The organism is Dyadobacter fanqingshengii, from assembly GCF_023822005.2.
Classification (GTDB): domain Bacteria; phylum Bacteroidota; class Bacteroidia; order Cytophagales; family Spirosomataceae; genus Dyadobacter; species Dyadobacter fanqingshengii.
This window is the reverse complement of the sequence record NZ_CP098806.1, coordinates 2468789-2489842: the sequence shown is the minus strand read 5'-3', so window position 1 is coordinate 2489842 and position 21054 is coordinate 2468789. Positions and strand designations below refer to the sequence as shown.

The following is a 21054-nucleotide window of genomic DNA, read 5'->3' as shown; positions in this document are numbered from 1 at the left end:
GAGAACATGATCACGCTGGCCATAGTTGAAAATGATGAGGACGAACGCTTTTTTATGGCAGAGGCATTCGGAGCTTCCAACGGTTTTGAGATCGTTGGAGAATTTGGCAATGGCGACCAACTGCTGGAATGGCTGGCAAACAAGCCCAGGCAGCAACCGCAACTAATTGTCACTGATTTGAATATGCCCGGAAAAAACGGATACGATATTATAACGGAAATGCATGCAACAAGGCCCGAGATCAGGGTCATCGCCACGTCGACTTCCTCCATCGACGCCACCAGGGAGAGGTGCCTGCGCTTGGGGGCGCGTGAATTTCTAATCAAGCCTGATGTATTTACCGAATATAATGGTTTTGTCAATCAGGTATTTAACATGGTGGGGCAGGAACTGATATAAGGTTACCTATCTTTTAATACCAACAAATCGATATTGACGACGCGACCGGTCTATGAAAATGTAGCTTCCAGTCATTTTTAATGTATCACCACTAAAATTTCCTGATCCATTTATGCGCGTATCTCCGCTGCTCCTGACATCTTCAATACCGAATGCCGCAGCATCTGCTTTACTAAATTCTATTTTGGCGGGTACACTGTCGAACCCCGCGATTGAGGACTCATTTCCATTATCTGTAATGATAAATTCAGCCATTTCAGAATAAGACGTGCCAGTTGGTATCTGAGGATCAGGAAAAAATGTTCCTTCAATTATGCCAATATATTTTCCGGAATAATTTGGCTTGACTTCCTCCTTATTATCATTCTTGCAAGCAATAAATGTCGTAATGATCATTAGGTAAAGAAAAAGCGGCAAAGCAAAGACGGTTTGTGGCCCGTTGCCCTTGCAAAGTTTCTGGCTAAAATTTTCTTTGATATACGTAGTCATACACATGGGTTTGTTCATTACAACTTTTAAATGCCGGCGGACAATCCTGGCTTATGGTAAATTCGATTGCTAACAAAGGTTACTTAATTCTCCTTACTCTTATGAAGCCCCTTTTGATGCATGTCTTCTTAAAAAGGAATATCGGGTAATTAGTGGTCTGACAAAAATGTAGGCATTGTTTGATACTTTCCAAATTGCGTTTGCCTGAACGGTTGACATGTGAACTCCCTTATTGTCTCGCGAGTAGCCATGGTTTCGATTGATCTTTTATACTAATATTTACACTGATCGTCAACGTGCTATGCTCACAGCCCTAATACTTTCTCTGCTTTCACTGGCCCCGGATTCAATCCGCGTTACAGGAAACTGTTACAATGTCGCTGACCAAACGAGTTTGAAATGTAATATGACCTTGGTTTTTAGTACAACAGAACTAAAAATCAGCGCAGACAAGTCAGAAAAGTTCGCTGTTCAGATACTGGATTCCACCCGGTATCTGATATTTGAATCTGCCGGCTTTGAAACGAGAACGATTGGAGTGAATAGAATCAGAAGTGATCATGATAATGCCGCATTTGCAATTAAAGTCCCGATGCTGAAAAATTGCATGGACCCGGCCATCAAAGAAGATGAAATATTATTCCCCAAGAGCCAGCTGTTTATCAACGTGGACGCACCTGATAGTGTGGATCTAAGTGTGGTTCTTATGGACGAATCAAAGCGAAATATTCCGGAGTCAAGGCCCATAATTAGCTCAGTCGAAAACCGATTCATAGCAGCTGATTATATGTTGCCCGGCCCTTATTCACTTAAAATTGGTCTTTTTGAAGTTGGAGGAAAGGCAGTAGCAAATGAAATCTCACGGGAAGCGGTGGTATTAAACGGGGGATTCAATTTTTTGTCTCTAAAATATGAAACTGTTGAAACACGGGGCGACATTGCCATCTTAAAACCCAAGACTTTGTATTTCGATCAAAGCAGCTATGCTCTAAGAAAAGACAGTAAGGTCTTGTTGGATTCAGTTTGCGCAGTTCTAGTGCGTCGCCACAACTTAACTGCACGCGTTACAGGTCACACGGATAATGTTGGCAGAGCGAATTTGAATCTTATTCTCTCAGAATATCGCGCTAGGGTGGTGTTAACTTACATGAACAACCACGGCGTGCGCCCCGGGCAGATTCATATCAGTTGGAAAGGTTCGAATGCACCGGTTGCAATGAATAATACAGAAGAGAACAAAAGCAGGAACCGCCGGGTAGAGATCCATTTAGCACAGCAAGCTGCAATTGTTGATCCCGAACATTAGCTGTTCATTCATTCAGGGTACAAGCACAACCTTGCCATAAGCTGTCCGTGATTCGGCCAATTTCATGGCAGCTGTAATTTGCGCCAAAGGAAACCTGGCAGCAATTTGCGGTTTAAGCACTCCGCTAGCCAGCAAAGTGGTGAGCTGCCCAAATGTTTCTCGTAGTTGTCCTTGAAAAGTTTCGCTGCCTTTTCCTTCCCAGATATTGTAGAAATAAGCTTTGCGACCATTAGGCAGGATGTTCCACCAACCTAATTGTACCAGTACTCTTAGAAACGGGATAAAAATATTACCAGTGTCTTTTAATGCTGAGGCAATTGCATAACAAACGAGCACGCCACCTTTGGCAAGCAAACCAAAAGATCTGGCAAAGCTTGCTCCGCCCAAATGGTCAAAAACTGCATCCACGCCGCCTGGTGCAAGTTTAAGCACGCTCCCTGCTAAATCTGTGTCATTATAATCTACTGGCTGCACACCCTGTGCCCGCAACGCTTCATGGTGACGAGGTGAAGCAGTTCCAATTACCCGGACGCCAGCATAAAGTGCCAGTTGTGTCAGAATTGTTCCGACACCACCATTAGCACCGTGAACAAGAATCGTTTGTCCCCGCTTGATCCGGGCTTTGCTGTGGAGCATTTGCCAGGCCGTAATACCGTTAACAATTAACGTTTCAGCTTCGAGAGGATCAATATCCCCAGGAACAGGTAGCAGGTCGCTGGCCGAAAGCAGCGCATAGCTTGCCCAGCCGCCGGTCTTTGTCAAGGCAGCAACGCGTTTGCCCAATAAAGTTGGATCAACGCCCGGGCCGGTTGCAACGACTGTACCAACCAGGTCATAGCCCGGAACGAAAGGAAACTTGGGCTGCTCGTAATACCTGCCACGGCGCATGGACTGCTCGGCAAAACATATACCGCTGGCTTCCACCTTTACACTTACCTGCCCGGCAGCAGGATTATTTAATACACGGGTTTTAACTAACAACCCCTCCGGCTCGACGATACCAGGCATGATTACTTCTGTGGTATTAAAGCTGGTTTGTTCTAAAACCTGAACATTTTGGTGATTTATAATATTACCCTTAATACCGTTTCCATTTTTTGTAAGTGATTCCATCTTTGATGCTGTTTGATTTAAATGAACAGTACAAATGTATATGGATGGACTTCGGGGAAATTGTAAGAAAACGAAATGGTTCTGCGGGACTAATGTACGTTATGGCTGCGCGGGATAAGTATCAGTAACTACGCAGAAACTTCCATTGTTTAGGTTTTTAATAAACTGCTGAGGCGCCATGCCCAAAAAATACTGGAAGTCTTTAATCAGGTGGCTCTGATCATGATAATCATGCTCCGCGATCAGATCGAAAATAGCTATTTTCTGATTGCTCCGGGTAAGGATATAAGCAATAACTTCTTTGAAGCGCAAAAAGCGGAGCAGCTCTTTAACAGAATAGCCGGTATGCTTTTGAAACTTCAGCTGAATACTTCTTTCCGAAAGACGGGTATCGGCCGCTATGGCCTTTACCGGGTCAACACGTGGGTTGAAAAACTGGGCCAGGTTACCGATTACCGTCTGCAATACCTGATCATTTTCTTTCAGTAAGCCTATGGCTGACTGCTTAAGTAAACTCACTCTTTGTTCTGTCGTGGGTAGGGCTGCTAATTCTTCCCATAGGCGATCAAAACGGCCCTCATCTGTTAAAATCTCTGCATTTGTCCCTTCCTCGCCAGTCAGTCCTGTTAAAGGCATACCAAACAAACGTTGAAAACCATTGAACTTAAAGTTAACAACCAGAGCGTCTGCACCGGGCAGCAGTTCATAGTTCAGCATCTGTCGGAGTGGCCCGATTGCGGCGGTACGCCTTATAATTTCAGTGTTCAGAGGATTATTGTGAAAGGAAATGCGTACAGGTATTCCAAAATTAAATACCAGCATCATTTCCAAATTTGGACAAACATGCCTAGTGATTGGTTCTCCATCTGACGCAACCACCATGTGATAGAAGCTATTGATTACGTCTTCCAAAGGTGCCTCTACCAAAAATAGCGCTCCGTTTATATCCGTTTGTTCCATTGCTTCTTTTCGTTTTCTAACAATACCGAGATTCGCCAGTGTACTATGTTTGCCTTTTCAAAAATAATGAAAGCACGATTAGTTACAAGTCTTTCACTAACACCTAAATGAGTGTTCCCTTTTCTGGAAAATATATCAGCCGCCGTTAGCTAAGATTATTTTACAAAACGAAGATTTATTTGTAAAATTTGTAGTATTACCAATTTTTCATTCTTAGCCACTCATATGATGAAAAAGCATCTTTCAGTTTCAGGATTAGTTTGTTTATCGCTGTTTTTGTTTAGCTATTCTTGTCAAGATCACCAGCTTCCAGGTGAAGCTCCGTTGTTGAGTACACATGACTTGTTCTACGATTCAGGTCATGGCAAATGCTCATTCACTACCGAGTTGGAAGTGCTCAATATTGGTACCATACCGGTGACAGAATACGGTATTGTCTATAATGCAGCTTTAGGCGGTGGTTCCGGCCCGAATTACGACAACCCAACGATCGAAGATTACCCAAAAATTGTCTTCGATATGCCATTTTCAACAGGAATTAAAACCAAGGTTGGCCCTCAAATTTGTACAAACAGTAACTACTACCGTGCCTATGCAATCTTGAACAATGGAACAGTGGTTTACGGGCAAACCCTGCGCTTCACCAACTTGTAATCGGTATAAGACCGGGAAATGTTCTCAGCTGTCGTTTAGGACAGCTGTTTTTTTAAGCTGCCATAGTCTTGTCCTATGACAACTACGATATTTGAAATAGATCAAACCATTCTGTTAACGCTCCCGAGTTCTGTCTTGAAAAGATATTGCTGATAACCCGGTCGTTCGGGCTTGAAATGAATTTTATTGTCTTCTGCTCCCCGTCGTTTTTTGAAGCACCTGTTATCCGCTATGGCGACGAGCTGGGAATGGGGGATGATTTTCGTTTAAAAGAAAGAATATCCTTGCGCCCAATACGAACATGAGGGGCAGTCCACATTGATCCTTCATAATTTTAGCGATCAGCCGCGGCAAGCTCTACTGTAAGGTTCCGTAACCATTCCATTAAGTTTTTCTGCCGCTTCTGGCATGCAATTAATAAGGTGCGGAAATTGAGTTAGCAAGCAAGAACAACTTAATTCCGTGCAAACATTTCACTCTACCGGACTGCCCATTTTCCCTCCAAGTGACGTGGCGGCCGATAATGCTACCGACCAGGAATGTACTAACTGCGGAAGCAATACATTTATCCATGCAGTAATGTCGAATTAGAAAGGTTATATCAACAAATTATGAAAAAATACAAATTCATTATACTTACAGCGACGCTATTCGCGGGCTTTTGCGTACCTGCCCATGCCCAGGTCGAAATGATAGAACGTTTGCCGGAAGAAGCATGTCTGACCAACTGGGAGCCGGTTTTTAGTGACAGAATTGTATCCTACGTGCAGCTTCCGGGAGATTCGCTGGAGTACCGAAAAGTCCGGCAGTATGTCAAGTATCGCCCTAAAAAAAATACTGCTCATGCGGAAAAGCTGAAAAATTATCAGGACTTGTCCCGGGTGAGATATCTTGGCTCAGTCCTGATCCGGACCGGTAGAAAGTTCAGCAGGATTTTGGACGACAGTGTGTTGGGGATTGAAAATACTAACCTTTCAACAAAAGACCAGCTCACAAATAACGAAATGATAGCTACCCAGCAATAGGACAGGTTCACTACCCGCCGGAATGGACTTTGTCTCGTTCAAGCCAAAATTCGAAAATGGAGCTAACGGTCTTTCTCATTAAAGCAAGTTCTATAGGTTTTAGTACGACTGCATTAGCCCCTGCCTGATAACATTGCACGATCTGTTGTTCAGTAAGCGCATTGCTCATGATTATCACCGGAATATTTCCAAGCGGCGCGACAGAATCCTTAACCGGCTTTTTTAGCTCCCTGAGCAACTGTAGTCCATTCATGCCTGGCATATTGAAGTCCGACACAATAAGTGATGGCAACTCCGCACCCTGTTTGGAAAGTACCAAGCTGTGCTGATACAAGGTTTTTGCATTTTCAAAGAATTTAACCGAATAAGGGGTGTTCAATTCTTTGAGTAGTTTGAAAAAAATAAATTGATAATCCGTATTGTCATCGACAATGAATATTTCGCGGTTCATAATGTGTCTTTAAGGCCTCGTTCTGACTTAGGCTGCGAAATTTGATACCACCTTTCATAGAAAAAACCATACCCGCATTGAATTTTTAGTTAAGTTGGACATCTTAATTTACACCCTATTATGCGAGTAATTTTCCAAAACGAGGGAGCTTTAACGGTAAATCATGGGCCTATTTTAAATTGCTTTCCATCATAGGACTAATATTTTAAGAGTCTACCAGTTACTTTCAACGTTTGAAAATGAATTCTCAATGAAATCAATTGAACCACATCACATTGTTGCCATTGGCGCATCGGCCGGTGGCCTTGATGAGCTGATTGCCTTTTTTGAGAATACTCCCTTAGATGGTGTTGCTTACATCGTAGTTCAGCATCTGTCCCAGGATTATGAAAGCAAATTGGCAGAAGTCTTGTCCAAGTACAGCAAGCTGGTGATGGTGCAGGCGGTAAATGACATCAGGATTGAAACTAATTTCGTTTATGTAATCCCTGGTGATAAGTTTATGCGGATTCAAAGGGGGCATTTATATTTGAGTGAAAAAAGCGAGGTGCGCGGGCCCCACCTGACTATCAATACCTTTTTTTCTTCGCTTGCCGCTGACTGCGGCACCAAAGCGATTGGTATTATTCTGTCGGGCCTGGGCTCTGATGGCAGCAACGGCGTGAAAGCCATCAAGAAGGCAGGCGGGATGGTGATTGCCCGAAACCCGGAAACCACTGAATTTAAAAGTATGCCTTCCAACGCCGTTGCGACGGGAATGGTTGATTTCATTGTCGAGCCCGAGGCGATGCCCGGCGTCATTGAAGAATACGTCAAGCGGGAAATTGAACTACTGGCGGCAGGGATTTCTGATGAGGAAAACATGGCCGGTTTGATCGAGCTCATCAGTCAGCAGCTGCCACTGGATTTTTCAGACTACAAGGAATCAACCATCCTGAGACGGATTAAAAGAAGGGCGGCCTACAATAACTTCAGCCGGCTCGAAACTTATCTGGAATTTGCCAAAGGTTCCCCAAGTGAAACCGAAGCGCTTGCCAAGGACTTTCTGATCAGCGTAACTGCTTTTTTCAGGGATGCCGAAGCTTTTGATTCCCTGGAAAAACGGGTGCTTCCTGCCATCATAAAAGGTCTTGCCAGTGGGCAGGAGATCAGGATATGGGTCACGGGCTGCGCGACGGGAGAAGAAGCTTATTCTATGGCTATCCTGGTCCGGGAGCTGTTGGGAGAAAAGGCTCAGGAGCATGAAGTGAAAATATTTGCTACCGATATCGACACCGCTGCGCTGGCCCATGCCGGGAAAGGCATTTATACCGCTTCTGTGGTTTCCCAGGTGCCGCAAAAATACCTGGAAAAGTACTTTGTGCAAGAAGGGGACGACTACAAGGTAGTCCCGGAAATACGGAGAACGCTCATTTTTTCCAGACATGATCTGGTAAAAAACCCTCCCTACTGCAATATGCACTTGATCAGCTGCCGTAACCTGCTGATTTACATGACCCCAACCTTGCAGCAGAAAATCTATCATATGCTACTGTTTGGACTAAAACCGGAGGGTTACCTGTTTTTAGGGTCTAGTGAGAACCCTTTACCTATATTAAAAAGTCTAAAAGTCATTGATAAGAATTCGAAGGTTTACAAGAAGCTGGATGCCAGCCCTTCTGTGAACTTTGAAACATTTACAGTGCCAGAATACACGTATTACAAGCCTGCCAGTTTAGGGCCTTCTCAGCCGGAAAATATTAAAATTCCTGACCGCACCCTGGATGGGGCAATTATTGAAACCCTTTTTAATGAAGAGCAACGCCTGCTTATCTGTGTGGATGAAAACAACAAGGTGCTTAAATCCTATGGCCCTACGGGCAAGTTCCTTACTCAAAAGAATTTTACATCAGATCTGACCGAGCTTTTGCCTGGCCCTCTTGCCATTGCCTTCAAGACAGCCTGTAACAAGGTCTCCGAAACCCCTCAGAAAGCAGTGGTCACAGGCATCGTGATTAAGCAAAGCAAGGAAACAATTAAAGTAACCCTTGCGGTTAGTCCGATGATCTATAAAGGCCGGCCTAATGGCTTTCTGCTAGTCCAGTTCACCCATGACGAGCATTCAGCGCTGCTACCGGGAGCAATGGAATTTGATGAGAACCTATACCTGGACGACTATTCCAGGTTTTTGGAACAAGAAAACAAAGACCAAAAAGAACAACTGGCCGCTGCCAGTGAAAAGCTGTTTGCGCTTAACGAAAATATGCAGTCCTTCAATGAAGAGTTACTGTCGGCTAATGAGGAAATGCAAAGTACCAATGAGGAAATGCAGTCGATCAATGAAGAGCTGCATACGATCAATGCCGACTACCAATTAAAGAACAAAGAGCTTTTAGAGCTCAATGATGATTTGAACAATTATTTCAAAAGCAATATCAATGGTCAGTTATTTGTCAGTTCGGATCTGCGCCTGATGCGGTTTTCACCTGGGACAGTCCGGCATATTAACTTACTTGAAAGCGACATTGGGCGGCCCATCAGTAATATTTCGACCAACTTCCGGTTCGAAACCCTCTCCGAGGACATTAACCATGTCCTTAACAACGGTTATTCTATAACCCGGGAAATACAATCCAATGATGGTAAGTGGTACCAGGTCATGACCATGGCCTATATAAGGCAGCTTGGCAACAAGAGGACGGGCGCGATCATTACTTTTAATGACATTACTCAGCTGAAAGAAATACAACAACAGCTGGACAAAAAAAATCAGATCCTGACCCGCATCAATGCGGACCTGGACAACTTTGTCCATACCGCATCCCATGATCTGCTGGAACCGCTCGGAAATATAGAATTCAGTATCGGTTTAATGGACTCCATGCCGGTGGACAATCCTGAGTTAAAGCCGTTTTTGGAGATCATCCGTAGGTCGGTGAAAAATTTCAGTTCCCTTGTCAAGGACATTGGTGCGGTGGCAAAAATTGAGGACGAAGCAATCAAGACAGAATTGGTAGACCTGAATGAGATTTTGGATAACATCTTGTGGAGCCTTGGCGAAACGATCAAGCAGAGTGGAGCGCTGATCACAAGCGATTTGAAAGTAGGCCACATCCTTTTTTCCAAAAAGAACCTGAGAAGTATCCTATTCAACCTGGTTTCAAACGCGATCAAATATTGCTCGGAAGAAAGTCCTGTTATTAACATTCAAACTGTGGTAGCAGGCGAATTTACTGCCTTATCTGTTCAGGATAATGGAATTGGGATATCCCCTGATGAGATTGATAAGGTCTTTGATAAATACGGCAGACTTCAAACTGACCGGGAAGGACAAGGGATCGGACTTTACCTGGCAAAAAAAATCATAGACACAGCTGGTGGGAGTATCCGGGTTGAAAGCACGCCGGGCTCTGGCAGCAAGTTCGTGATCTATTTCCCTGTCCAGGGGTAGGGGACAACCTTGTCAGCAAAAGAAAGCTTATATCCTAATCAATTGAAATGTCAGCAGGGTGGCCTTTGGAAACCTGCTGTAAATGGTTGAATGCATCCACCAGCGCCTCGTAGGGGCGGAAGCCGGTCATGATCAATCCCTTCCCCGATTTGGTAATGGTCAACGTAGGAAAGCGGCCAATGCGGTTATAAGCAACCTGCCGCAGATCGCTGCGAAAGGCATCGCGACTTTGGATCGTATCATAGTCGCTTACAAACCGGTCGTAATCTAAAATTCCAGGATGAAGCAGGCTAGTGCCACGAGCAACTTGAAGCAGGACATCCCTTTTAGAAATATTCAATGCGTCCACCATCACTGCTTTCCAGACCGCCTGCATGTAAAGCTCCGATGCTTCAAAACCTTGCAGGTCTGCGGTTTTGATGGCGATGCACGCAGGATAGGAGGATGAGGGCGGATCTTCCTGGCTCCAAATCATATCATTGATCTTTGCACCAGTCCGGTGCTGCGCTTCCATCCAGATCGGGCCCATTTGCGCAGGCCTGCTGACGGAATTGAACGGATCATCGTATTTGGTCCAGTCCGGGATCATCCCGCCCAGACAATAGGAATAGGTGACATGATCTTTGAATTGCTCAATAAAGCGTTGCCAGTGGGGATATAAGGCCCAGCTCCAGCAACAGAGCGGATCGGTGTAAAAAACGATTTTTACCCGATCCGCCTGATGGTTTGATAAGTCCAATTCAGTTAAGTTTATAGGTCATTGATGAGGCCTCCCGTTTTGCTATAAGTGCTCCACTGTGCATCGATTTCATCAGTAGCACTCATGATTTCCTCACTGCGCTGCTTGCCAAGTTGTTCGTTCAGCGCTTTCACAGATTTTTCGGTACGGTCCGTTCCAGTTGGTTCCAGTGTGGTAAGTCCGTTCGTGTCGAGCACTTGTTGCAATGGGTCTTCAATGTACTGCCATGTTTCACCCAGCTGTGTACTGGTGCCTTCGTTCCATGGCCCGCGTGCCTCCATTCCACTGGACATGTTGTAATAAAGATTACTGAAACGCGGGTCACCTTGCAGGATACCCGGAGGGAAATTAGGTTGAATAGTTGCCAAAGCAGCCTCGAACATCTGATAATGCGCGATCTCGCGGGTCATCAAAAAGCGGAGCGTTTCCTTTACAGAAGGATCATCAGTAAATTTCATCAGGTATTCATAGACAATTTTGGCCCTGGATTCGGCGGCAATGTTTGAGCGCAAATCAACGGTCAGGTCACCGTTTGCAGTTACATAGGCTGCTGTCCAGGGGATGCCGTTACTGTCAGTCAGTGCAGGGCCTCCTCCGGTAAGTACCCCAAACTGCGGATTGATGATGGCTTCATGAATAAAATCCTCTTTCGCAGCTGTGCCGTCCAGTAGTTTCATGATCTCTGATTCCTCTGAGGCATTTTTTAGCTCGCCATTCACACCACCCAGCAACATTTGAATGGTAGCGCCTACGATTTCAAGATGACTGAACTCTTCGGTGGCAATGTCCATGAGCAGGTCATACTTGTCGGGGTACGGATTCTTTGCACTGAACGCTTGCACAAAATACTGCATGGCTGCTTTCAGCTCTCCATTGCTCCCGCCGAATTGTTCCAGCAGTAGTCTTGCAAACTTCGGGTCCGGTTTCGAAACCCGGGCGTTAAATTGTAATTCCTTAACGTGATAAAACATAGCATTTCTGGTTTAGTTGACAAAGCGGAAAGCCGATCGCCTGTAAAAAGCTATGCCACACGGCACGGGTGGTAGTTCACCGCTGGCATGGTTTTTATTATCTGCCCCGACTTTTTCAACTTAAATACCCAAATGCGAGTTTATTGCTACTAACCTGTATGATGCTGGCCTTTGTTGTGGCTTTTTGAAACAGAGTCCAATAGGTGCCAGGACTATGATTAGTTATAAGAATTCCGAATATAACAGTCTCACGTTCGAGGGTTTTCTGAGAATAGCAATAATTTAAATTAACTTAAATTTGGCCATGAAAATCTCAGCGAAAACACTTGTATACAACTTCCTCCTGGCTGCAAAAGGATGTAAAACGGACGAAGAGCCGAAAAAAATAGAATGTGGCTGTGATAGTGATGCAGAGGCTATAATTACCAATATATCTGGCAGAATAGAATATGATACTTCTGAACAGCCAGCCTTCAGATAACCTGTCTTTTAGGTATTTCCAGCTTATATCCTTTCCCATGAACATTCGTGATTCTCAGCTCAGGATCATGGCTTAATTTCTTTCGGAGTTTCGACACAAACATGTCCAGGCTGCGACCGGTGAATACCCCTTCGTTGATCCAGACTTCCTGCAACAGCGTTTCGCGTGGGATCAGTTCACCGAAATTTTTGTGGAGCAATTCCAGAACCTTGCATTCTTTGTCTGTGAGACTAATGACCTCGCTTCCCAAAAGCAGGAGCTGCCCCTTCACGTTAAATAGAAAACTTCCGAGCGCAGCCAAATCCGTAACGGGTTCTTTTACGATAGAGTATTTTTGATTTTGCCTGGGCACCTGTTTCAAATTTTTCCTGAAGTGCCAAGTCAACACGGCAGCACCCAGTAACACAAAAATGCCGCCATAAACCACATTGATTAACGGATAGCCGAAGATTGTCGTTTTTAATTCTTCAAGTTTGGGATCAACTTCCTTGCGATCCGTTTTGTCCGATTTAAGTTCCTTCGTCCGTTGGTCGATGTCATGGAAGGTGGCCATTTTTAATTCTTCACGTTTTGGATAGACTACCTGAGTATCCGCTTTAACGGGGCCAGTTAGTTGGTTGATCTCTGCTTTCTTCTGTTCTATATTTTCATAAAAATCCGGAAACGTAAATTCGATTGTATAACAACCTATGGGCTGACTTCTGCCGCTGCAAGCCAGGATGTCCGGTGAGGTATTATTTACCTGGAAACCATGGACGATATCGCCTTTCTTGCAATCATGTACTGTAACGGTGTAGCCAGAAGGAAACTTTGTTTTTGGAAGTAAGCCTTGTGACAACACCATGAGCGAGTCGTGGTTAAAAACGAATTCATTTTCAAACCTGAGCAGAAAGATGCCTTCGTTCATCTCGGTAACAGGTAATACGCGTGACGTCGAGTCCCCTGCCTGCAAGAGCAACCGATGACCAACTTGACGGACGATGAGGTTTATCTGCTTCGCCTGGAAGTCCCGCCCGGGATGTTCTGTAAAAGACGAAGCGATAAAAAAAATAGCAACCATCACCGCGGCAATGCCGCATTTCACCAACATCCGGTCAGTGAAAAATCCAGTAAAAGCAGAATTTACACGCATTTACATTTCTTTTTACAATTGATTTACTTCGAGCAGCAACATAGGTGCCTACTTTTGGATATGTGAAGTTAAAAACAATTTTATTCTATTATTTCATTAAACCAATCCTAGTCATGAAAATTCATAACCTTGCTTTATTGCTCCTTTTTCCATTCTTATTTGGCTTTGATCGGGCTTTCGAATTTCCACAGTCATCCTCACCTCCGAATAGTAAACAAATGCAAAAAAGGGATAAGGCAGGAGCTGCAAACGTCATTTTTAAATCTGTTGATGGCGGACAGACCTGGCAGGACATTAGCGAAGGATTGCCGGAAAATTTGGTGGAAGATGGTATTCCTAGAGATGGTTTCCTTGCAAATGACAATGGAATCTATGTGCGTGCTGGAAATGGGATGTATTACAGCAAACCGAATTCCACTGCTCCTTTTTGGGAAAAAGAGACTGCTCCTGACAACCTTGGCAGCATTGTACTTGGCAAGACTGGAATGCTTGCATTCAACTACGCAGGTCGGTTTTTACAAAAAGTAAACGAAACGGGTTCATGGGTGCCGATATATGAAGATTTTCCTGGGAAAAGCGTGCGCACCATTTTTGAAACTGAAGACAACGTTTTTATTGGTTGCGATTGGGGGCTTTATAAATATGTTGACAGTGGAAAAAGCTGGGAGCGGGTTTACGAGGGAGGCTGGGTACTGAGTTTGGTAGAGTCAGATGGCGTGCTGCTAGCTACCAGCCAGCAAGGCATCATTCGGTCGACAGATAAAGGTGAAAACTGGGTCAATGTGATTAGTGAGGGTGGAGTGGGCATTGCTATACAACGCATTAAAGGTGGATTTGCTGCTATCACATGCAATACAGAAACGGAGACAAGAAGAGTACGGACATCATATGATGGTGGTAAAACCTGGCAGCCTATTGATGCTGATCTTCCAGAAAGCCTCTACATTTCCTCAATTACTGAGGTTGATGAATATATGTTCTGTGGCCACCCTGCAGGTATTTACAGATCTTCAGACAAGGGAAAAACATGGGAACTGTTACGTCCTGCTATACAAGATAAAGTCTTCAATTTATCTGTTTCAGGCAATGTGATTTATGCCATACCCAGAGGTGGAGGGTGTTGAAAATACAGGTTATTCGGAATCGCAAAGCCGTTAGGAGAGCATTGCAGACATTCTGCTAACTAGCGCTTTAAATCTGTGCACATTAGTGTCCTAATAATGTTGATTCAATCCACTTTCTGTGAAGAACAAGGGCAAAAACACGGGGAAATTTTGGTTTGGCACAAGGGGCAATACCTGGATTAGGACTGGTTGATGACGGTATATGGTTACACGTTCGACGGTTATATTTGACCCTTCCAATTGAATATGAAGTATCCTGAATACTCTTCAATAACGAAGATAATTTTGTTTTCCTGCGGTTGCTTCTCGAGAATTTCCTAGTCTCACTCACGTCCAATATTTGAGATACTTAGTATTTAGGTGACAAAGAAGAAGGCAATCGCGCCTATACTTTTATGGAGCGTAAAGTAGAACTTCTCTTATTAAGTGAATATGAATGAATTTAATCTCTCCGTAAGGTATCGTCAATTGTAACCGTTTGTTATATTCGTACAACTATTACGATATGAAATACTTTACATTCTCCTTGCTCATCCTGCTGACGCTCAGTACCGGTGTATTCGCACAGAAGCAAACTATCGCGCCCAATATTGATGTGCACGTAATGCCCATCGCGCTTGCCTTTCCGGATCCTTCTCTGCGGATTGGTACCGAATATATGACGGCCGGGCGATGGAGCTACGGAGTATCTCTTGGCGGGGGCTTAAATGTGCTTGGCCTGCACCGTGCTCCTTGGAACTCGCTTAAAACGCGTAAATACAATATGATGGAAATCCGGCCAGAGGTGAAGTTTTACTGGCTGCGTCGCGAATATATGGGCTGGTATTTGGCCGCCGAAGGTGTCTTTTCACGTGTGCACAGGGCGCTCGGGAAAGATTATCATTACTTGTCAGATTCAACCCAACTGAGTTTCGACGGTTCAAAGTTTCGCAAAAACAAAGCTGGATTTGTAGTAAAGATGGGAGCAAAATTTATCGTTCCGAAAAAATTAACAACTGACCTGTATACCGGACTTGGCCTTGCAAAAACGAATGTGCGTTACACCAGCATCGAAAACCCGCAGGAGGTGAGTTATGATCCGTTCTTTGAGGGTGAAAACTTTTTCCCGGGCAAAGAATGGACCCCGTTGGTTTCGTTCGGAGTGAAGTTTGGTCTACTGGTTTGGCAGAAACAGAACTAAAGACGATGCGGAAAAGCAGATTTTCTCCTTCGATTACGTCACAAGCTCGACGTACTCTGAAGATGATGGGTACCAGAATTTGTTTTAAGTGTTACAGCTGATTAAACTGTCATACATAACCTCCGTTTCTTGAGAATGATGACGCATCAACTACTACATTCTTAGTTATAAGATTGATAGTCTCAAATGACCATCGTAAATTTCTCTGTCGCTTGTCTTTAATTTTTACTGAGTTCGTTAGACGTGATACAGAGGTATGTAAGCTAGGAATCTCTTCAAAAAATCCGGTCGTTAAAACGAACTATCGTCGTTTCTCGTTTTATGCGATATTATTGACAGGAAAGTAAAAATTGTACAGTTAATGCAACTTGATATACGTTAAATAGTGCACGTCCTTCGTCTGCATTCACTTATAAATACGCTTGTTGATGCGAATAGTGATAATGAGCAATCCAAGTAGAATGAATGGAATGCTAAGTATTTGACCCATATTGATCATCATGTTATTTTCAAAAGCTTCCTGATTCTCTTTAAAGAACTCATCTATAAATCGTAGGGAGAAAAGGATTGATATCATCATGCCAAACAGAACCCCGTCGCTCCATTGATGCCGTTTGCGGTGCCATAAATAAAAGATAAGGCCGAATATCAAACAACAATAAATCGCTTCGTACAACTGAGCAGGGTGTCTTGGAACATTATCAATATTGGTGAAGACAAATGCCCAAGGCATATTAGTTGGAATTCCGATCATTTCCGAATTCGTTAGATTTCCCAATCGTATGAATGCCCCGCATAATGGGACTAAAATAGCAATCCGGTCCAGGAGCCAAAGGAAATCCATTTTTTTTCGCCTGGCGAAAACGAAAGCCGAAGTGATCAGGCCAATCCCGCCTCCATGGCTAGCCAGCCCTGCAAGACCGGTAAAATGGAATGAAGGAGTTAAGGAGACAAGCAAAATCTCGATTGGATGCTGCCAGTAATGCAGGGGGTCATAAAATAAAATGTGTCCTAACCGTGCGCCAACCAAGGTGCCAATAATTAAATACAGGGTAAGTTCATCGACTTCTTTGGGTTGACGCTTCTCTATTTTAAAGATATAACCTGCAACAGCAATGCTCAGGAAGATGCCAATTACCCAAAAAACACCATACCAACGCGGCACACTTGACCAAGAGAATACTTCCGGCTCAGTATCCCAGATTATGTAACCTAACATTAACAGGTTTGACAAAAGATGAGTAAGAATACAAAAGACGATGCGTTGTAAAGCAGCCTTCGAACTCTCTGTTGTTTATCATGATCCGGAAGTATTGCAAACAGAATTTCGTCTTCCGAGATCAGCTGATCTTGAAAATTCATTTTTTGTTGCTCCCAAGCTTGTTGTAACCTACTGTTGTTCATTGAGATAACGGTCTTTAAGTTTGTGTTTTACTCGGTTCAGCCTTGTGCTTATATTAGTTGCAGTTAGATCAAGTATGACAGCAATTTCCTTGTTTGAATATCCTTCAACCAAAAGAATAAAAATAGCCCTGTCACAATCCTCGAGGGTACTTACCAACCAGGAAAATTCCTGGATAAAATCTGCCGTTCCATCGGCGCCGGAAGTAATATGATCAAGATGCAGTTGTGATAATGGTTCATTTGCATCCAGGTTGTGATCCTTTTTCCTTTTGGCTAAAATGGTATTAAGAGCCACCCTGTAAATCCAGGTACTGATCTTTGACTCTCCTCGAAACGTTGGAAAGGAACGCCACAGCTGTAAAATGACATCTTGCCTGGCATCTTTAAAATCATCAGATTTTGGAAAATATGTCTTGCAGATACCGTTAATAATACCGGTATGATCCTGGATGGTTCTGATAAAATCTTTCTCAAAGGACATAAGTTCTGCGGCTTCAAAGCTATTTCAACTATTAGTACGCTTACAGTAAAGATTTGTCACAGACTCGCTGTTTTTTTGAAACGATTTTTTCTATTTGAAAGCAAAAAAGTATGCTGCGCCCGGTGCTAAGCAGCAAACCTTCTTACTTGTTAAAGACCTTGCTGCGAGAAAGTGGCCTTTTATATTGTGAATTAAGTGGTTGTGTTCTTTTAACATTTACGAATGTGTTATTTGAAGTATCCAGGTTGTCATTTCTGTCAAAGCCAGGGGAGAAAATGTTTCGGCTGTCTTGTAATATTCTTCAGAGCCACCGGTCTTAGAGTTGCACAGGCGTTTCATTCAACTTGTCGGGTTCAGCCTAAATCATTGACTATCAGCAGTGGATTTGGTTATTCCGTGGTCAATGACAATTTGATAGGTGTAACCGCTTGGGAGCATTAGTTTTTGCTGTTGAATGCCTGATAACGGGTGTTGCAAGATTGGGACGGCTTGTTTATTATGGGCTTCTAATTCACTTTTAATATAAACCTGCAATAAGTCTCCTGTCTTATAATTCATTTTGGAAAGGTTTACATTGATCACTTTTTGATATCCTGAGGATAACCAGTCGGCATACCCATTCGTATATTGAGTCCTTGGAAAAACAACTTGCAAATCGATCTGTTCCGGCCGATAATTTGCCAGGAAAGCGTCTTGCGTAGTCTTATCCAAAATGATTGACGGAGTAGTGACCTTGAATTTTTCATGAGCAGCTCTATAAAATTTGTTTTCGTGTTCCTTAGTCAACCGTTCACCCATACTGACAAGGTCAATCGATAGCGGATCAATACCAGACAGGTTTTTAAATTGCTCCGCCATCTTGATCCATCCATCATCAGATTTTTTAACGATATGAGCATATCCTGCGGCTACCAATATCTTGGCTTTTGGATTTGCTTTGAGGAAGTTAAAAAGATTCTCGGCTGACACCTTTTCCCTTTGATTGGCGCAAACAAATGGCTCCGAAGATTCGCATGCAGCTGTATCATTGTCATAAGAAGCAATTGTAAAGCCAAGTCTTTTTGCTTCTCTGAGCATTTCCCCGAAAGCGGGTTCCTTTGTGTAAGTGCCGGTATTTTGAAGTGGGTATCCCCGTTCATTTAATAGGGAGTCCTGATTCTCGAAATATGCTTCCACAAACAATGTTCTAAATCCTAGGCTGTAAAAATCCTCTAACAGACTCCTGATGAAGGCGCGTTGCTGCGGGCGATGATGCGCTTCATTAAACATGACAACCTGTTTATTGGCACTTCTTTTTATAATTACCGTTTTTGCAGGCTCAATCACAAGATTTTCAGAAAACGAGTAATTTTCCAGTTGTTTCTTCGGACTTAGGCGTGCTTCATATTTCTGCGCCGCTTTAATATCACCATTATATGATAAATAAGTCATCATGACCTGATTGAACATACTTTTTTCCATCGGATCACTATATGAACTCTCATATTTGCCAAGCAAATCCACGGCTTGTTTATACCCATGTACTCCAATCACCGAATCTGCAAAGCTGAACAATTCATACGCCTCAGGAATACGGATCGAATCGTAGTCTGTTTGATGGGTAGCGACATTTCTTTCAACAGAATGTTTAGTCCCAAGTGATAGTGGGAGGTTTAACAAACAGCAAGCAACCAAACTTATAAAAGCACACATATAATTGTTAATTATATATTTAAGAAAGTCTAAATATAGGTTTATTTATATAATTACCGCTGCAACTCGAACGATTGTTGAAAAAATGAATTTCTAAGCTCCTTCAATAATGCCGACTCAATTGATACTGATTAAAGATTTTGATGCCAACATCTGATTTTGGCTTAATCGTGCCAGAACTGCCTGTTTCGCCATCCCTCAAAACAAAGATTTGGAGTTCGCAGATACGGTCGTGTTTCCGTACTCCATCGAAAGCAACATATTGTAAATCTGCGGATATGGAAGTTTCCGTTGTAAAGAACCAGGCGCTTCGTCAAAACAAATTCCTAGTCTTAAAGCTTTTGAAAGGTCTTATATATATTCGTCTTTATTTTAGTGCAGGGTTGCATGTTTGGTAACTAATTTTTTAGTTTGTATTCAAATAATTATGCCCGAATGGAAGCAAAGGACCTTACCAAAGCAGAAGAGCAACTGATGCAGGCGTTATGGAAGATGCAACGAGCTTTCATCAGGGAGATTATTGATCAAATGCCGGAACCTAAGCCTGTACATAGCTCCGTATCAACGATTATGCGTGTCCTGGAAACGAAGGGGCTTGTAGGTTATGATGCATTTGGTAAAAGTCACCGTTATTATCCTTTGATCTCGAGGGAAGAATATAAGCGGTTTCAGCTGATGAAATTAATGGGCAACTATTTTGATAACTCGGCACAAAAACTGTTTTCCTTTTTTATTGATGAGCAAAAAATCCCGGAAGAAGATGTCAAGGAAATAAACAAAATGCTTCTCACATTGAAAGATCAACAATCCGGAAAATGACAGTTTACTTCATCTTAGTCCATATTTGTCTTATCGCGGGCTTCGGATTTTACAAAGTTTTTCTGGAAAAACAGACATATTTCACGCTTAACAGAATTTCTTTGATTGGGCTTGCGGTACTTTCGTTCTGCATTCCGGCGATTCCCGTCAACGCGCATTTATCTGCCTCTATTCCCCTGGATCTGGTGATTCATGGTGAGACGCTATCGCAAGTTGCTCCGCAAATGTGGAATGTTCACATCACTGATTGGTTGAAATGGATCTATTTTACGGGCGTTTTTTTTAAAGTCGGCTGGCTAATAATCAGATTGCTGTATATCAGAAACAAAATCAAGAAACCTGCGCATAATGCTGCATTCTCATTTTTTAAATACAAAGTAATTGATCGCAACGCAGCGAATTCTGAGATGATCGATTACCACGAAGATGTGCATATCAGGCAGTGGCACAGCCTGGATATTTTGTTTTTTGAAATAGTGGCCATCGTCGCCTGGTTTAATCCGGTTGTTTATTTCTACCAGCGAAGCATCAAAAGGACGCACGAGTTTCTAGCAGATCGCGAAACAGCAAGGCATTTCGGCAATTACTACCAATATGCATCGCTGATCCTGAACAGGTCGTCGCAATCCTCACCTGAGATGACCAATGCTTTTACTGATAAACATTTACTTAAACAACGGATCGCAATGCTGGGAAGGAACAACGCTTCCAAGGCAAATCTTGCGAAATATGTCTTGCTAATCCCTGTTCTGCTTTGTCTTACGTCATTTTCTGCTTTGTACAAAAATCCTGCTGCAACTGCCGAAATGGGCCGAAAAGGCTCTGTTGCTCCGGCCTTCCCCGGCGGCCTGGATGCTTTTCTGGGTTATCTGAGTAAGGAGGTAAGCCAATCGGACATATTCAAAGTGCACCACGATCAGGGAAAGGTGTTAGTAAGCTTCGTTGTCGATGCCGATGGCAATGTAGTATCGCCCCAGGTAATGGACAGCCCGAACGCAAAGTTAAACAGCGAGGCTGTCAGGATCATCCGCAACTCACCCAGATGGTCGCCCGGCCTACAAGACGGCCGAGTGGTGCGTGTGAGGCATGAAATAAAACTTGGCTACCAATTGTCGTCAACTAATTGATTGACAGGATACAATAGCAGAATTGGGAAAGGCAGAATTATTATAACTAAATAATAAGCCATAATAACTTATAAAAT

The 21054-nt window shown here is 43.3% G+C and carries 20 protein-coding genes; 10 read left to right on the top strand and 10 right to left on the bottom strand.

The window, feature by feature from the left end; all coding sequences use genetic code 11:
• Positions 1 to 6 precede the first annotated feature (6 nt).
• Complete coding sequence (locus NFI81_RS10365; protein WP_234612518.1) at positions 7 to 399, top strand: response regulator; 393 nt, start codon at positions 7 to 9, stop codon at positions 397 to 399.
• A 6-nt stretch (positions 400 to 405) separates the two neighbouring features.
• On the opposite strand, the gene NFI81_RS10360 is transcribed toward NFI81_RS10365, so the two are convergent.
• The gene (locus NFI81_RS10360; protein WP_234612519.1) at positions 406 to 906 is read right to left on the bottom strand and encodes a hypothetical protein; all 501 of its coding nucleotides are present in this window, start codon (positions 904 to 906) and stop codon (positions 406 to 408) included.
• A gap of 283 nt (positions 907 to 1189) precedes the next feature.
• Between NFI81_RS10360 and NFI81_RS10355 the strand changes: the two genes are divergently transcribed.
• Positions 1190 to 2194, top strand: a complete 1005-nt coding sequence (locus NFI81_RS10355) for an OmpA family protein (protein ID WP_234612520.1) — start codon at positions 1190 to 1192, stop codon at positions 2192 to 2194.
• Between the two features lie 12 nt (positions 2195 to 2206).
• On the opposite strand, the gene NFI81_RS10350 is transcribed toward NFI81_RS10355, so the two are convergent.
• Entirely contained in the window at positions 2207 to 3307 is a 1101-nt protein-coding gene (locus tag NFI81_RS10350) for a medium chain dehydrogenase/reductase family protein (RefSeq protein ID WP_234612521.1), read from the bottom strand.
• Between the two features lie 99 nt (positions 3308 to 3406).
• Positions 3407 to 4267 (bottom strand): helix-turn-helix domain-containing protein, encoded by an 861-nt coding sequence (locus tag NFI81_RS10345; RefSeq protein WP_234612522.1) that lies wholly within the window; start codon positions 4265 to 4267, stop codon positions 3407 to 3409.
• Positions 4268 to 4492: 225 nt separating this feature from the next.
• Between NFI81_RS10345 and NFI81_RS10340 the strand changes: the two genes are divergently transcribed.
• The gene (locus NFI81_RS10340; protein ID WP_234612523.1) at positions 4493 to 4921 is read left to right on the top strand and encodes a hypothetical protein; all 429 of its coding nucleotides are present in this window, start codon (positions 4493 to 4495) and stop codon (positions 4919 to 4921) included.
• 611 nt (positions 4922 to 5532) lie between these two features.
• Entirely contained in the window at positions 5533 to 5946 is a 414-nt protein-coding gene (locus tag NFI81_RS10335; protein WP_234612524.1) for a hypothetical protein, read from the top strand.
• Positions 5947 to 5956: 10 nt separating this feature from the next.
• Here NFI81_RS10335 and NFI81_RS10330 read toward each other — a convergent pair whose 3' ends face one another.
• Positions 5957 to 6397, bottom strand: coding sequence for a response regulator (locus NFI81_RS10330; protein WP_234612526.1), 441 nt, complete (start codon positions 6395 to 6397; stop codon positions 5957 to 5959).
• Between the two features lie 250 nt (positions 6398 to 6647).
• Here NFI81_RS10330 and NFI81_RS10325 point away from each other — a divergent pair, with 250 nt between their 5' ends.
• Positions 6648 to 9827 carry a CheR family methyltransferase gene (locus tag NFI81_RS10325; RefSeq protein ID WP_234612527.1) on the top strand — a complete coding sequence of 1060 codons (3180 nt, stop codon included), beginning with the start codon at positions 6648 to 6650 and terminating at the stop codon, positions 9825 to 9827.
• Positions 9828 to 9861: 34 nt separating this feature from the next.
• Here the strand turns inward: NFI81_RS10325 and NFI81_RS10320 are convergent, their stop codons facing one another.
• Together NFI81_RS10320 and NFI81_RS10315 are read right to left on the bottom strand one after the other, a co-directional pair.
• Positions 9862 to 10566 carry a DsbA family oxidoreductase gene (locus NFI81_RS10320; protein ID WP_234612528.1) on the bottom strand — a complete coding sequence of 235 codons (705 nt, stop codon included), beginning with the start codon at positions 10564 to 10566 and terminating at the stop codon, positions 9862 to 9864.
• A gap of 11 nt (positions 10567 to 10577) precedes the next feature.
• On the bottom strand, positions 10578 to 11537 hold the full coding sequence (locus NFI81_RS10315) for a manganese catalase family protein (RefSeq protein ID WP_234612529.1): 960 nt from the start codon (positions 11535 to 11537) through the stop codon (positions 10578 to 10580).
• Between the two features lie 304 nt (positions 11538 to 11841).
• Here NFI81_RS10315 and NFI81_RS10310 point away from each other — a divergent pair, with 304 nt between their 5' ends.
• Positions 11842 to 12018, top strand: a complete 177-nt coding sequence (locus NFI81_RS10310) for a hypothetical protein (protein ID WP_234612530.1) — start codon at positions 11842 to 11844, stop codon at positions 12016 to 12018.
• On the opposite strand, the gene NFI81_RS10305 is transcribed toward NFI81_RS10310, so the two are convergent.
• Positions 12011 to 13150: a winged helix-turn-helix domain-containing protein gene (locus tag NFI81_RS10305; RefSeq protein ID WP_234612531.1), complete on the bottom strand. Its 1140-nt coding sequence runs from the start codon at positions 13148 to 13150 to the stop codon at positions 12011 to 12013. The two genes, NFI81_RS10310 and NFI81_RS10305, sit on opposite strands and share 8 nt — an antisense overlap.
• A gap of 113 nt (positions 13151 to 13263) precedes the next feature.
• On the opposite strand from NFI81_RS10305, the gene NFI81_RS10300 reads away from it, so the two are divergent.
• A complete protein-coding gene (locus tag NFI81_RS10300; RefSeq protein WP_234612532.1) occupies positions 13264 to 14274 on the top strand; it encodes a WD40/YVTN/BNR-like repeat-containing protein in 1011 nt (336 codons plus the stop codon).
• 505 nt (positions 14275 to 14779) lie between these two features.
• A complete protein-coding gene (locus NFI81_RS10295) occupies positions 14780 to 15454 on the top strand; it encodes a DUF3575 domain-containing protein (protein WP_234612533.1) in 675 nt (224 codons plus the stop codon).
• A gap of 406 nt (positions 15455 to 15860) precedes the next feature.
• On the opposite strand, the gene lgt is transcribed toward NFI81_RS10295, so the two are convergent.
• The 3 genes from lgt to NFI81_RS10280 all read right to left on the bottom strand — a co-directional run bounded on the left by lgt (position 15861) and on the right by NFI81_RS10280 (position 19031).
• On the bottom strand, positions 15861 to 16673 hold the full coding sequence (gene lgt, locus NFI81_RS10290) for a prolipoprotein diacylglyceryl transferase (RefSeq protein WP_234612534.1): 813 nt from the start codon (positions 16671 to 16673) through the stop codon (positions 15861 to 15863).
• Between the two features lie 171 nt (positions 16674 to 16844).
• Positions 16845 to 17339 carry an RNA polymerase sigma factor gene (locus tag NFI81_RS10285; protein WP_234612535.1) on the bottom strand — a complete coding sequence of 165 codons (495 nt, stop codon included), beginning with the start codon at positions 17337 to 17339 and terminating at the stop codon, positions 16845 to 16847.
• Positions 17340 to 17702: 363 nt separating this feature from the next.
• On the bottom strand, positions 17703 to 19031 hold the full coding sequence (locus tag NFI81_RS10280) for a hypothetical protein (protein WP_234612536.1): 1329 nt from the start codon (positions 19029 to 19031) through the stop codon (positions 17703 to 17705).
• Positions 19032 to 19466: 435 nt separating this feature from the next.
• On the opposite strand from NFI81_RS10280, the gene NFI81_RS10275 reads away from it, so the two are divergent.
• Complete coding sequence (locus NFI81_RS10275) at positions 19467 to 19850, top strand: BlaI/MecI/CopY family transcriptional regulator (RefSeq protein ID WP_234612537.1); 384 nt, start codon at positions 19467 to 19469, stop codon at positions 19848 to 19850.
• On the top strand, positions 19847 to 20977 hold the full coding sequence (locus NFI81_RS10270; RefSeq protein ID WP_234612538.1) for a M56 family metallopeptidase: 1131 nt from the start codon (positions 19847 to 19849) through the stop codon (positions 20975 to 20977). Before NFI81_RS10275 ends, NFI81_RS10270 begins: the two co-directional genes overlap by 4 nt.
• Positions 20978 to 21054: the final 77 nt, after the last annotated feature.

What these genes read in the sequence shown, in the direction of transcription:
- NFI81_RS10365 (WP_234612518.1), top strand. Translation starts at nt 7, where the DNA reads ATGATCACGCTGGCCATAGTTGAAAATGATGAGGACGAACGCTTTTTT.
- NFI81_RS10360 (WP_234612519.1), bottom strand. Translation starts at nt 906, where the DNA reads ATGAACAAACCCATGTGTATGACTACGTATATCAAAGAAAATTTTAGC.
- NFI81_RS10355 (WP_234612520.1), top strand. Translation starts at nt 1,190, where the DNA reads ATGCTCACAGCCCTAATACTTTCTCTGCTTTCACTGGCCCCGGATTCA.
- NFI81_RS10350 (WP_234612521.1), bottom strand. Translation starts at nt 3,307, where the DNA reads ATGGAATCACTTACAAAAAATGGAAACGGTATTAAGGGTAATATTATA.
- NFI81_RS10345 (WP_234612522.1), bottom strand. Translation starts at nt 4,267, where the DNA reads ATGGAACAAACGGATATAAACGGAGCGCTATTTTTGGTAGAGGCACCT.
- NFI81_RS10340 (WP_234612523.1), top strand. Translation starts at nt 4,493, where the DNA reads ATGATGAAAAAGCATCTTTCAGTTTCAGGATTAGTTTGTTTATCGCTG.
- NFI81_RS10335 (WP_234612524.1), top strand. Translation starts at nt 5,533, where the DNA reads ATGAAAAAATACAAATTCATTATACTTACAGCGACGCTATTCGCGGGC.
- NFI81_RS10330 (WP_234612526.1), bottom strand. Translation starts at nt 6,397, where the DNA reads ATGAACCGCGAAATATTCATTGTCGATGACAATACGGATTATCAATTT.
- NFI81_RS10325 (WP_234612527.1), top strand. Translation starts at nt 6,648, where the DNA reads ATGAAATCAATTGAACCACATCACATTGTTGCCATTGGCGCATCGGCC.
- NFI81_RS10315 (WP_234612529.1), bottom strand. Translation starts at nt 11,537, where the DNA reads ATGTTTTATCACGTTAAGGAATTACAATTTAACGCCCGGGTTTCGAAA.
- NFI81_RS10310 (WP_234612530.1), top strand. Translation starts at nt 11,842, where the DNA reads ATGAAAATCTCAGCGAAAACACTTGTATACAACTTCCTCCTGGCTGCA.
- NFI81_RS10305 (WP_234612531.1), bottom strand. Translation starts at nt 13,150, where the DNA reads ATGCGTGTAAATTCTGCTTTTACTGGATTTTTCACTGACCGGATGTTG.
- NFI81_RS10300 (WP_234612532.1), top strand. Translation starts at nt 13,264, where the DNA reads ATGAAAATTCATAACCTTGCTTTATTGCTCCTTTTTCCATTCTTATTT.
- NFI81_RS10295 (WP_234612533.1), top strand. Translation starts at nt 14,780, where the DNA reads ATGAAATACTTTACATTCTCCTTGCTCATCCTGCTGACGCTCAGTACC.
- lgt (WP_234612534.1), bottom strand. Translation starts at nt 16,673, where the DNA reads ATGTTAGGTTACATAATCTGGGATACTGAGCCGGAAGTATTCTCTTGG.
- NFI81_RS10285 (WP_234612535.1), bottom strand. Translation starts at nt 17,339, where the DNA reads ATGTCCTTTGAGAAAGATTTTATCAGAACCATCCAGGATCATACCGGT.
- NFI81_RS10280 (WP_234612536.1), bottom strand. Translation starts at nt 19,031, where the DNA reads ATGTGTGCTTTTATAAGTTTGGTTGCTTGCTGTTTGTTAAACCTCCCA.
- NFI81_RS10275 (WP_234612537.1), top strand. Translation starts at nt 19,467, where the DNA reads ATGGAAGCAAAGGACCTTACCAAAGCAGAAGAGCAACTGATGCAGGCG.
- NFI81_RS10270 (WP_234612538.1), top strand. Translation starts at nt 19,847, where the DNA reads ATGACAGTTTACTTCATCTTAGTCCATATTTGTCTTATCGCGGGCTTC.